Raw genomic sequence first — 12,292 nt, 5'->3', positions numbered from 1 at the left:
TGCGGATGGCTTGGGACGAGTGGGAGCAATTGAAGGCATCGGCGGCCGAGAAGGAGTCGGCGCAGATGCAGCTGAACGGGCTGCCGCCCGAGGACAGACCCAATGCCGGGAACCCGCACGGCGGCGACCTCACGGTGCACCAGAAGGATCTGGCGAAGATCGGTGACCACGCCTTCAAGCTGTACAACCGGCTGTGGAAGGAGGCACGCGTCATCAGCACGGACTCCGCCGGTACCGACCTGGACGGTCAGGGGTTCGCGCTGGGCAAGGCCCTGCAGCATGTCTCACTGCGCTGGGACAAGCAGCTGGGGTCCGTGATGGACGCGTGCGCGCTGATCTCGAACCACATGGACTTCACCAAGAATGCGCATGCCGGCGACGAGGTCTTCATCGCGCGGCATGTGAGCAGTATCCAGACGCTCGACGCGGGATTCGACGAGAACTGGGCAAAGCAGGGCGAGAAGAACCCGGTGTACGGCGAGAAACCGAAGAAGGACGAGGGCTGAGGGGCATCTGATGGATTTCGACGCTCTGCACTCCGCCAACTTCAAGTTGCTCGACGACACGGTCAGCGACTGGACGAGCATGCTGACCAAACTGGAGACGCTGAAGAAGGACGCCGAGGACGGCCTGCACGGTCAGGCCAACAAGGCGAACTGGACCGGCTACAACGCCACCGTCTCCCGCGAGTTCATTGGCAAGACCGCCGGTGAGTTCGGCGACGCCGTCACCCAGGCGACGTCCATCCGCAACATCATGCGGGACACCCGCGACGAGCTGAAGACCCAGCAGCGCCTGCTCAAGGAGGCCATTGAGCGCGGCCGGGGCAAGAACATGACGGTGACCGCGAACGGCGGCGGCTTCACCGTTCGGGAGAACCCGGACAAGAAGGCTCCCGGCGGGCAGGCGGACCTCGATGCCCTGCGCGACGAGCTCCAGGGGATCCTGAACAAGGCGACCGAGATAGACAGCACCGGCTCGACGTCCCTCAAGGCGCTGGTGGACCTCACGGACCACGGCTTCTCGGACGCCAAGTACAAGGACCGCGACGAGGCGGCCAACGCCGTCAAGGAAGCCGAGCGGCTCGCGGCCCTGGCGAAGAAGAAGCCGGAGGACATGACGCCGGCGGACTTCGACGCGCTGAAGTCGGGCCTGGAGAAGTACTCCGGCGACGAGATCTTCGCCGAGCACTTCGCCACGACGCTCGGAGCGAAGGGGACGCTCGACTTCTGGGCCGGCATCAACGATCCCCATGCCGCATACAAGCTCGGTCGCGAGCGCGTCGACCAGTACGACGACCTCCAGAAGCAGCTGAGCCTGACCCTCGCTACGGCCTCCCAGGCGGACTCGCCCGAGATGTCCCGGTGGAAGTACGACATGGTCAATCTCGGCGACCAGCCCGTCTCGAAGAACGGCACCACCATGGGCTTCCAGGTCATGAGCAACCTCATGCGCTGGGGCGACTATGACGACCGTTTCCTGAACGACTACGGAAACAAGCTGATCGAGACCGAGAAGCAGATGACCGACAACGGTCGTCACATGCCGATGGGCTGGCAGCACATGGGCATGGACCCGCTTCTCAACCGCACGGGCACCGACTCCGGTTCCGACCCCATGACCGGCTTCCTCAAGGCGCTTGCGAACAGCCCGGACGCGGCCACCGAATTCTTCAACGGGGACTTCGTCACCAAGGACGAGGACCACGAGTTCGAAGAGGACGCCGACGGCAACGGCAAGAACGAGAAGAGGGAGCTGAGCAACTTCGACTACCTCTTCGAGGAGCGGGACTGGCCCCAGGAGAGGGACAACAAGGGCGAGGACAGCATCGAGGGCCGGAACAACCTGGCGATGGCGCTGGAGGCCGCGACCACCGGCCATCCGGCGGGCGAGCTGCCGACCGAGGACACTCCGCCGCACAACCCCGAGCAGGCCAGGCTCATGTCGGACCTCGTCGCCTCGATCTCGGAGGATCCGAAGCGGCTCACGGACCACGCGCACATGTCCGACAGCGTGGGGCAGATCACCTCCGAGTATCTGCCGGACATCAACCGCGCGCTCGCGGACGATCCGCACGGGAACACCGACAAGCTCTTCCCCCTGGCGGGCACCCAGGCCCAGCTCGAACACAAGGACGTGACGGCTCTTCTGGTCACCGTGGGGCAGAGCCCCGACGGGCACGCAGCCGTCGAAGTGGGTCAGAAGGCTTACATGGCCAGTCTCATGGACTACCACCTCAATCCGGATCTGCCGGCGGACCAGCGCTATCCTCACTCCCCCGAGGAGACGATCCAGGCCATCTCCCGGCGTTCCGGCGAAGTCAGCGGATCGCTCGCCATCGGCATGCAGGAAGCCGTTCTGGGGCCGGCCTCGAAGGAGGCGAAGGAGTTCTCGGACTCGATCGCGCAGCAGAAGAACGCGTGGTCCGGAGCCATCGGAACCGGCATCGGCGTCGGCGTGAGCTTCATCGCCACGCCGGTGGGCGGAGCAATCGCCGGCGGAGTCGCCGGTACAGTCAGCGGGATGGTCCTCGAGCACATCTTCCAGCAGTCCGAGACCGACGTGTTGACGGAGGCCAGCAAGGATGCGGGCGAGCTGTGGGAGAAGAACAGGGACCTGAGCGCGGAACATTCCCAGATGGCAGCCATCAACGCGGCCAAGGCTCACGGGCTTCCCTATCAGGACCAGGTGGCGGACTGGGCCCTGGAGGGGCGCGACGACGGCTTCAACGACGCAGCCACCAACGCCCAGCGCATGGCCGACCATCTCACCACGGAGGTTCCCGCCGCATGACACCTGCTCGCACGCGCACTGAACCCGGGCAGGCTGCGGCGCTGTCGCCGACTCCGGCGCCGGGGCGGCGGGATGCACGACGGCAGCTTGCCGCCGTTGCGGTGGCTGCCCTCGCCCTGGTGCTCACCGCCTGCTCGCAACCGGAGGAGAAGCGGTCCTTCGCCGTGCCGTCGGACCTCTGCGGCACCCCCGTGCCCAGCGCCGTAGTGGACCCGGTACTGCCCAAGGGCGGCAAGACGGTGAAGACGCATGCACCGTCGCGCGAGGTGGGCAGGACCCACTGCAAGGTCGATGTCGACGGCACGACGGTGTTCAGCGCCATCTCCGAGTGGCGGGAGGAGCCCTCCGTGAGGGATGCGGCGCATATCAACCCGTACATCGACCTCGACAAGCACACCAGCGAGGACGGTACCTACATGTGGTCCGGCAAGGGGGGCGTGCGTCGCATCCCTTGCCCGGTGGCTGCCAAGGACCATCCCGACCTGAATCAGCTCTTCGTCAGAGTTCTCATCTACAACAAGGAGTTCTCGGACGCCGACGCGGCCAAGGAGCTGTTGCTCGCCTACGCCAAGTCCGTCGCCGAGTCGGAGGCCTGCACGGGGGCCGGGTCATGAGACCAGGCCGCGTCCTACGCGCCTGAGCAAAATGGCAGGGGCCCTGGGGAGCCGCACAGGCGGTTCCCCAGGGCCTTTCGCTCCAGTGGGACGGGGGCGCGCGCGGCCGACCCCTCATGCGCGTCCACTCCGAATCGGTTTGTCCGGCCTTTCAACGCCGCTCGGGCGACAGTCTGCCGACGGCGGGCAGCGGTGCCGGCCGACACCCTGCGGAGGTCGCACGGCAATTTCCGCCCGGCGGTCGAGCGACCCGGACAACGCACGCTGATCACCCAGCTCGACCCGCCCACCCCCGGCTTCCCGCCCGTGCCGGAGCACCGGTTCGTCGCGCGCAGCGCGGAGGGGGATCGCACGGTGCTGCTGAGCGCGCCGCTGGAGGGTGTCGATCCGGGGCGGTTTGTTGTGGAGGAACAGACCGCGCGGCAGTTGGCCGGGGTGCTGCCGGTAGCGGGAGGTGTCACCGGCTCCGCGGCGAGCGAGATCCTCGGATCGATCTCCGAGGGGCTGGTGAAGGACAGTTCGGGCGAGGTGATCAACCGCAACGGCAAGACGAACGTCGCGGACTTCTGCGACGGTCAGGGAGTGGCAGCTACAGCCTCAGTGTGGTGGTCCATCTGAGAGAGTACGAGGGATCGGACGAGCCCAAGGTGACCCAGCGCCTGGTCGACCTGACCCTGGGTGCGGCGCGCTTCGCTCACAACGCCGCTCAGTGCGATCTCCCGTCGGAGCTCCCGGCTGCCTCTCCGCGAATCGGCGGTAAGGCGTAGGCCAGGGCCGACCCTTGGTGGCACCACCGCGATCGGTGGTGCCACCGTGCCCTGTGAGGGCACACCGTCGGCGGGCGCTGACGCGATTGCGTCTCAAGGAGTGTGCGGGGACGCGGCCCGGTCCATGCCGCCGTGCGGTCCCCGGTAGGCTCCTGTGGCTGATCAGCTTCAGAGGGGGATTCGCAGATGGAACGAGGGCGCACGGAACGGCCCTCCGGCAACGGCCCGCGCCGCATAGGCCCCTTCCAGCTCATCACCCGGCTCGACCCGACCGGCCCCGGCTTCCCGCCCGTGCCGGAGCACCGGTTCATCGCACGCAGCGCGGACGGCGACCGTACGGTCCTGGTCAGCGCTCCGCTCGACGGGATCGAGCCCGGCCGGTTTCTGTTTGAGGCTCAGGCCGCGCGTGGGTTCGGCGGGCCGTGGGTGCTGCCCGTAGTCGAGGTGTCGCAGACCCCGGCCGCGGCCTGGTACGCAACGCCCTATCTCCCCGTGCTCCCTCTGCCCGTCGCCCTAGCGGTGCACGGCGGCCCGTTGCCCGAGCACACCGTACGAGCCCTGGGCACGGCCCTCGCCGACACCCTCGCGGCCGCGCACGCGGCGGGCGTCACCCACGCCGGCCTCTCCCCCGCCGCGGTACTGCTCGCCTGGGACGGGCCGCGTCTGACCTGCTACGGCTCCGTGCGCGCGGCCGCGCCGGACGGTGAGCAGCGCGGCGGCCGTCCCGGGCTGGAGCCGGGCAGCCTCGCCCCCGAGGCGGCGGCAGGCGGACGCCCGCGTCCCCCGGGCGACATCCACGGGCTCGGCGCGGTCCTCGCGTACGCCGCCACCGGCCACACGGTTCCGGACCGCGCCGAACTCCCCGAGTCCCTGGGCCCGTTGATATCCCGCTGCCTGTCCCGTGACGCGGCGGCCCGCCCGACGGCGTCCGAGCTGCTGCACGCCCTCCCGCCGGCCTCGTCCGCGCCGTCGGCAACGGTGCTGGACTCGGCGGCGTCGCTGCTGTCCCCCGGCTGGCTGCCCGGCCGTGTGGTCGCCGCCCTCGCCCGCCAGTCGGCCCAGGTCCTCGCGGCCGAAATCCGCCAGCCCACGACCGCCTCCAGGACCCGATGACGATGCTTGCGCCTCTGACCCATGACGACCCGGTCGAGATCGGCGGCCACCGCCTCCTCGCCCGCCTCGGCCACGGCGGCATGGGCACCGTCTACCTCGCGCGCACCCCCGGCGGCCGCACCCTCGCCCTCAAGACCATGCACGCCCGCATCGCGACCGATCCCGCCGCGCGCACCCGTTTCCATCTCGAGACCGATGCCGCGCGCATCATCGGCGACCACCACGGCGCCACCGTCGTCGACGCCGACCCGGCTGCCGAAACGCCCTGGCTCGCCACCGAGTACGTCCTCGGGCCGCCGCTGGACGACGCCGTTGCTCTGTGCGGCCCCCTGCCCGAGGCGTCTGTCCGGGCCCTGGGCGCGGCCCTCGCCGGCGCGCTTGCGCAGCTCCACGCCTCCGACGTGGTCCACCGCGACCTGAAGCCGTCCAACGTCATGGTCACTGCGTACGGGCCCAAAATCATCGACTTCGGCATCGCCCGCGCGGCCGGCGACGACCGCCTCACCCGCACCGGCACCGCGGCGGGCACGCCCGCGTTCATGTCCCCGGAACAGGCCACGGGCCAGGAACACACGTCCGCGGGAGACGTGTTCGCGCTCGCGGGCGTCCTAGTCTTCGCTGCGACAGGGCATGGGCCGTTCGGCACGGGGCAGGCGGCGGATCTGCTCTACCGCGTGCGCTACGCGGATCCCGACCTCGCAGGGGTCCCGGCCGCCCTGAGCCCGGTCCTCGCCCGCTGCCTGGCCAAGGACCCCACTCAACGCCCCACCACCCGTGAGCTGGTCGCCGAACTGCATGACGGCCGCGGCGAGTTCGCCGACCACCTCCCCGTGCCGCTGCTCTCGGACATCGCTCGCCGCGCGACGGAGGTCTGGCAACACCAGCCGCAACGACTGCCGGCCCCGGTGGAGGGCCCGTACCCTCCCACGCCCCCGGTCCGCCCAGGCATGTCCCGACGCAAGCTCCTTTCAGTGGCCAGCGGTTCGCTGGTGGGGGTGGGGGCGGTGGGGGCGTGGGTGTGGTCCGAGAGCCGGCGGGCGGACGCCGACGCCCAGAATGCCGAGTCCGCTTCGAACAAGGGACCTCGGGAACTATGGCGCGCCTCCATCGGCTCTCTCGGGGGCGAACCGCCCCTTCTCCTGCCCGTCGGCAACTCGATCGCCACCTGGCGCAGTGGGGCGTTCGTCGCCTTCAGCGCAAAGACTGGCAAAGAACTCTGGTCGTCCCACGGCGTGGTGAGCGAGTCCCATCAGGTCGTGTCTGACGGGAAAAACCTCTATGGCTCATACTTCCCCGATGACGATGGCGCAATGACATTGTCCGTGCATGCGTTCGCCCCGTCCGATGGAACCCCACACCGCCGAATCGCCCGGCTCACCGATTACGCCGGGGCCTACGAGGACACGGAGGCCCTGATCGCGGTAGACGATGTGCTCTGCATGGTGGCCAGGAAAAGGGTTCCGGGCCACGACAAGACCGCTGAGCAGACCGACGACTGGTACGCACTGGCGATCGATCTCAGATCAGGCAAGAAGCTCTGGGAGAACGGCGTGCAGCAGCTCGCTCCCGGGTCCGGGAGTTTCGCGGTCCGGAGCGTCGGGAGCCGACTGATCTTCTTTCGGTACGAGAGGGAGGATCCGGACCCCAACGCCCCGGGCATCGACATGCACGTGTTCGCCGCGGACCTCCGCTCGGGCGAGCACGTTTGGAATAGGTATCTACCCTGGGAGGTCGACTTCAGCACCTACGCCGTCCCGGAGCCCCTGGCCGTGGATGAACAGCACGTATATCTGGCAGGTGCCTACGTTTGGGCGCTGCGGCTCTCCGACGGGGAGGTCGCCTGGCAGTTCGGTGACAACCGCAACATCGGCCACGGCAACGACCGCGCTCGGCGCTACGGGGCCCCGGCTGTGAAGGACGATGTCGTCTACGCAGCCGAAGGCATACGCGGCCTTGTTGCACTGAACGCCGTAACCGGAGAGCTTCTGTGGGAGGAGCAGGAGGACTTGACGAAGGACGAGGCTCCGGATCTCGACCACCCGCCGGTCGTCGGGACGAAGTACGTCTACGCCAAGACCGACACAGGCATCAGCGCCATCGACCTCCGCAGCCACAAGTCGTCCTGGACGTATCAGAGTTCCCTGTCCAGGTTCGCGGCGCACGAAGGCACGGAGCGGCTCATCTGCATCGACGGATCGGCCATGACCGCTCTGCCCCTCGATTGAGAAAGTACACACAGATGTTCACCCTCAGCACCGGCGACCCTCTGCGCCTCGGCCCGTACCGGCTTCTCGGCACCCTGGGTGAGGGCGGCATGGGTAAGGTCTACTTCGGGCGGGACAATGCGGGCCGCAGCGCAGCGGTCAAGGTCCTGCGCCCCGAGCTCTCCCACGACCCGAATCTGGCTCAGCGCTTCGTACGGGAGGCCGTCACGGCGCAGGCAGTGACCAGCCATGGCGTGGCAAGGATCCTCGGCGCGCAGTTGGAGGGCGGCCGCCCCTGGATCGCCGCGGAGTTCCTGGCGGGCCCGACGCTCGAAGAGGCGATCGCCGCGTACGGGCCGCTGGGCGAGGCAGGACTGCGCGCCCTCGCGGCGGCTCTCGCGCGAACGCTCCAGGACATTCACGCGGCCGGTCTCGTCCACCGCGACCTCAAGCCGTCCAACATCGTCCTGACCTCGACCGGTCCGCGTGTCATCGACTTCGGCATCGCACGTCCCGAGCACGGACTGACCCTGACCACGACCGGCCAGATCCCAGTCACCCCTGGCTACGGTGCGCCGGAGCAGGTGCTCGGGCACCGTGTGGGACCGGCCGCCGACGTCTTCTCACTGGGTGCGCTGCTGGCCTACGCGGCGACCGGCGTCCGTGCGTACGACGGACCGCATGTGGCGGCTGTGCAGTACCAGGTCGTGCACGGCGATCCGGACCTGCGGCACGTCCCCGACGGAATCCGGACCCTGCTGCTCCCGTGCCTGGCCAAGGACCCGGCCCATCGTCCCACCCCCGCGCAGTTGGGCGAGGCCTTCGCGCCTCCCCGGGGAGCGGACAAGGTGTGGCACCAGGGTGCCTTGGCCGTGGACATCGGACGGCGTGAGAAGGCTGCCACAGCCATGGCCGCGGCCTGGCCTTCAGCCGGAGAGGCCAATCCGTCCCGTCGACGACTTCTCATGGCGATCGCGGGCGGTGGCACTGCGCTCGGCCTCGGTGGCGCGGGGGCGGCCTGGTGGCTCATGGACGGCCGCAAGTCCGCGAACGTTCCGGTGGTCATCCCGGCGCCCGCGGAACGGCCTGTGGCGGCCGTACTCAAACCCGACGAGGAGCTGACCCCTCTGTGGGGGCCCGTGACCGGAGCCGACTTGAGGACACCGGTTCCCCTCCCGGTCCGGGACGTCGTGGTCGTCGGCTCGGCCGACGGCGGACTCGCCGCCCACCGGGTGACCGACGGAAAACAGAAGTGGACGGCGCCTGAGGTGTTGGCGTCCGCGGGTCTTCTCGCGGCAGCCGACCGTCTCGTCCTGGCAGCGGACTCTGGGGGATCCCTGTATGCGTTCATCGCCTCGACAGGCGAACAGGTGTGGTCGGTCCCCGTCTCTGCCGACAATCTTCTGGCCTCGGACGGCCGCGCGGTGTTCGTGATGACCGAGGAAGGGCAGTTGCAGGCAGTCGGCGTCACGACCGGCAAGGTGCTCTGGTCGGTTCCCACGCCTGTGCGGACGTCGAGTTCGGAGCCTCCGGCCGCGGCCGTGAAGAACGGCCGTCTGATTCTCTTCGCGTCCGACGGCAATGTGGTCGTCCTGGACACGGCCACCGGCAAGGCGGTCTGGGGCCTCGATGATCAGGGGACATCGGCGGTCACGCCGGCCGTGGTCGGCGACAAGGTGTACCTCGGCGGCAATACGCTCACCTCCCGGTCCCTCGCCGATGGAAAGGAGTTGTGGAGCGTTCGTGCCGAGTCCGGGAAGTGGGGCCCTCCGGCCATCCGCGGGAACGAAGTGTACGCCGTCGACCAGGACTTCCGCCGCCTCCGAGCAGACGACGGCAAAGAGGACTGGAATCTCTACGGCGGAACCAGGTTCGGCGACCTACTGCCGCCTGGCGTCCAAGGAGGCACAGCATGGGTCCCAGAGAGTGACGACGGCTACCTGATCGCCGTCGATACCCGCTCCGGTGAGCAGATCTTCGATTACTTGACCGAGGGCAGCGGCGGGTACTGGTACGCCGGTGACGGCAACCGTGTATTCGTTGCTCACGGCGGCTCGATCTCCGCCCTACCGGTCAGGGCCTGATTTCTTGAGCACTCCCGCAATTCGTCCATGAGAAGCAATCTTCAACGGCTTTCGTCTCCCCCGTGACGGGCCTCGGAGGGCCCGGCCTTTGGGTCAGGCGCTGCGACGCTTCCGCACGGCAGCGAGGCCCCCGCCCCCGATCACCACCGTGGCGGCGACGGCACCCCATACCCATCCGGGCAGGGTGCCTTCGTCCGAGGGCTCTGTGCTGGAGCCCGCCACGAGGGCGTCGGAACTCGGCTTGCCTGCCGGGGCTTCTGACGAAGCTGGTGCAGAAGCCGCGGGTGAGGCGGACCAGAGGGAACCGCCCCCGACCTTCTCGTTCGTGAGAGGACTGATGTCAGGCTCACCCGGCTTGCCGATGCCACGGTTGATGTGGGCACCGGGCCGGACGATGCCGTGACCGAGGTAGCGGCTGAGCGTTCCCTCTTCCCAGTCGTCGCCACGAGCGGCTGACTCGAACATGACGCGGAGGACCTGGTTGGCAGTCCAGTCAGGGTGAGCGGACCAGATGAGGGCGGCGGAGGCGGAGGCGAGAGCGGAGGCCGAACTGGTACCACCGTCCCCGACGCAATAGCGCGTGAAACTCTCGTCGCACCATGCTGGGATGTCATTGCCGGGAGCGGCAAGGTCCACAAAGTCGCCGTGCTGGGAGTAGTCGGCTACTCGGCCAACTCGATCGGTTGCAGCGACAGCAATCGCCTCGGGGTAACTCGCCGGATACTGCGGCTTGTTGCCCTCCTCGGCGCTGTCTCCTACACCCACGAAGAGGAGCTTCCCTTTGAATTGAGCAGCCTGAACCGCGTCCCGAGCAGCCGAGCTGTAGAACTCGCTGCGCATCGAGATACTGATGATCTGGGCCTCGCTGTCGACTGCGGCCTTGATCGCCTCCTCCATGTCGAAGGCGTTCGCACTCTGGTTGTTCTGCAGCCCAGCGTCGCTGACTCTGAACGGAATGACCTTGGCTCCAGGTGCCAGCCCCTTGAGCCCGCCTCCTGCCCCTGTACCGGCAATGAGCTCGGCCATCGTCGTTCCGTGACCACTGTAATCGTCGGTCTCGTCGCCCTTGGCCTCTGCGAAGTCCATCCCCTTCAGGACCTGGCCATTGAGAGAGGACGTGCTCGGGTTCACGCCAGTGTCGATGACGGCGACCGTGATTCCTTGGCCCGTCGAGGTCTTCCAAATCTCCTCGGCGTGCATGGCATCCAGGTACCACTGCTTCGACTGTCCGTCAGCAGCAATTGCGGCTGGGGCACTCCCCGCGAAGCTCGCCATCAGTGCCGCAACCACCGTCACGAAGCTGACCAACCGCCGCCGGGACCTTCGGACCTTGATCATTCCTGCCGTCATCCTGACTTCTGAACCTTCCCCAGTGCCTACTCGATCACCGGCGGCGTGGGTCCACGCCGACGGTTTCCATCGGCCCGGCCGCCACGGGTAGCCGGCCGCTGTATCGCCCGCCCGCCGACGTGCAGTCCGATACTGGTTGGCCGACCGACAACGGGCGGCTGGCCCTTGCCGTCGCTATGGCCGGCCACATCGTGGCGCTGGGCGGAGTACCCATGAGCTTTGGGCGATGTCCTGACCGTCTGGAGCCAGCCTTTACCGGACACCAGGCCGGACCGTTACGGGTGACGGCGACGGCAATCGCCTCTTCGTACTGGCCGCTGGGGAACTGACAGCACTGCGGGTGCTCGAGTACGAGTGGCCCTGAAGGCAGTACCTTCGTTTCCCCTGACAGAGGCAGCCGCAGACCAAGTTCCGTAGTCCAGGCACCCAACTGCCGCAGGGCAGGTGATCTGCGTCGATCGTGGCGACTGATGATGCAACATGGTGACCGGCGCAGCCAGCCATCGGCCTGCTGACCAAGCGGGGGAACCTGAGCTTGAGAAGGTGAACTTGAGACATGCAGGAGGTGGGCACCCCTCGCGCGTGCCCACCCCTTGTGTCTGCGTACTGATTTCAGCGCCTAGGCGAAGTAGCTGGCGGCCTTCTTGTCGCCACCCATGTAGTCGCCGCCTGCCCTCGCAACGACCTGGCCGATCTGCATGAGGGCCTGGTGGATGTCCGCCGCTTCCTTGTCCCACTTCTGCTGTTCCTGGACGTAGGCGGTGTGCGCCTCGCCCTCCCAGCCGGCGGCGACGCTGGCCATGGCCGTCTTGATTTCCCGCAGGTCTTCCTCGAGCTTCTTGGCCTGGTTACCGAGCGTGGTGGCCGCCATGTCGAGGCCGTCGTACTTGACGACGAGCTCGTCTCCTGAGTTCATGCCCATGGTTCCCTCATCTCACCTGTTGTTGTCATTCGGCTTTTCACGTGCCGAGATCAAGTGCGCCCAGTGGTTCTAGAAGCCGCTGATGGCCGACTTCGGGGGAGCGGCACTGGTACCGACACCAAGATCGACGTTGATGGCCTGCACGGCAGCACGGACGTCGTCCTCCGTGCCGTCCTTGATCTTCCTCGAGGTGCTCATCGCCTCGAGGAACTTCGCGAGGATGTTACCGAGACGCACCATGGAGGTGTTGATCTCTTCCTGCTTCTTGTTGAAGGCCCCGGCGCCGATGCCCTTCCACTGGCCCTCAAGGCTGTCAATCGTGCCCTGGATCTGCTGGAGCTGGCCCTTGATCGAGTTGAACTTCTCGAAGAGGTGCTTCTCGAGCTGGATTACTTGCTGATCTGAAAGCCGCTGTCCCTGTGACACGGTTGCGTTTCCCTTCTGA

General features: G+C 67.6%; 10 protein-coding genes. 7 read left to right on the top strand and 3 right to left on the bottom strand.

Going from position 1 to position 12,292, the window contains the following annotated elements:
- Nucleotides 1–5: 5 nt before the first annotated feature.
- From ACF08N_RS33295 to ACF08N_RS33265, 7 genes are all read left to right on the top strand, one after another.
- Nucleotides 6–506 carry a hypothetical protein gene (locus ACF08N_RS33295; RefSeq protein ID WP_392328458.1) on the top strand — a complete coding sequence of 167 codons (501 nt, stop codon included), beginning with the start codon at nt 6–8 and terminating at the stop codon, nt 504–506.
- A 10-nt stretch (nt 507–516) separates the two neighbouring features.
- Complete coding sequence (locus tag ACF08N_RS33290; RefSeq protein ID WP_392328457.1) at nt 517–2,793, top strand: hypothetical protein; 2,277 nt, start codon at nt 517–519, stop codon at nt 2,791–2,793.
- A gap of 101 nt (nt 2,794–2,894) precedes the next feature.
- Nucleotides 2,895–3,407: a hypothetical protein gene (locus ACF08N_RS33285; protein WP_392328456.1), complete on the top strand. Its 513-nt coding sequence runs from the start codon at nt 2,895–2,897 to the stop codon at nt 3,405–3,407.
- A gap of 192 nt (nt 3,408–3,599) precedes the next feature.
- Complete coding sequence (locus tag ACF08N_RS33280) at nt 3,600–4,025, top strand: hypothetical protein (protein ID WP_392328455.1); 426 nt, start codon at nt 3,600–3,602, stop codon at nt 4,023–4,025.
- A 335-nt stretch (nt 4,026–4,360) separates the two neighbouring features.
- Nucleotides 4,361–5,287: a serine/threonine protein kinase gene (locus tag ACF08N_RS33275; protein WP_392328454.1), complete on the top strand. Its 927-nt coding sequence runs from the start codon at nt 4,361–4,363 to the stop codon at nt 5,285–5,287.
- Nucleotides 5,284–7,512 (top strand): PQQ-binding-like beta-propeller repeat protein, encoded by a 2,229-nt coding sequence (locus tag ACF08N_RS33270; protein ID WP_392328453.1) that lies wholly within the window; start codon nt 5,284–5,286, stop codon nt 7,510–7,512. Before ACF08N_RS33275 ends, ACF08N_RS33270 begins: the two co-directional genes overlap by 4 nt.
- Before the next feature lie 14 nt (nt 7,513–7,526).
- Entirely contained in the window at nt 7,527–9,575 is a 2,049-nt protein-coding gene (locus tag ACF08N_RS33265; RefSeq protein ID WP_392328452.1) for a serine/threonine-protein kinase, read from the top strand.
- Between the two features lie 93 nt (nt 9,576–9,668).
- Here ACF08N_RS33265 and ACF08N_RS33260 read toward each other — a convergent pair whose 3' ends face one another.
- From ACF08N_RS33260 to ACF08N_RS33250, 3 genes are all read right to left on the bottom strand, one after another.
- Nucleotides 9,669–10,913: a S8 family serine peptidase gene (locus ACF08N_RS33260; protein WP_392328451.1), complete on the bottom strand. Its 1,245-nt coding sequence runs from the start codon at nt 10,911–10,913 to the stop codon at nt 9,669–9,671.
- 631 nt (nt 10,914–11,544) lie between these two features.
- Nucleotides 11,545–11,847 carry a WXG100 family type VII secretion target gene (locus ACF08N_RS33255; RefSeq protein WP_392328450.1) on the bottom strand — a complete coding sequence of 101 codons (303 nt, stop codon included), beginning with the start codon at nt 11,845–11,847 and terminating at the stop codon, nt 11,545–11,547.
- Between the two features lie 69 nt (nt 11,848–11,916).
- On the bottom strand, nt 11,917–12,273 hold the full coding sequence (locus ACF08N_RS33250) for a WXG100 family type VII secretion target (RefSeq protein WP_392328449.1): 357 nt from the start codon (nt 12,271–12,273) through the stop codon (nt 11,917–11,919).
- Between the last annotated feature and the right edge of the window lie 19 nt (nt 12,274–12,292).

Origin of the sequence: Streptomyces sp. NPDC015127, from assembly GCF_043080095.1 — a bacterium.
Lineage (GTDB): Bacteria > Actinomycetota > Actinomycetes > Streptomycetales > Streptomycetaceae > Streptomyces.
Note: the sequence above shows the minus strand (reverse complement) of the source record. Positions and strands in the feature narration are given on the sequence as shown.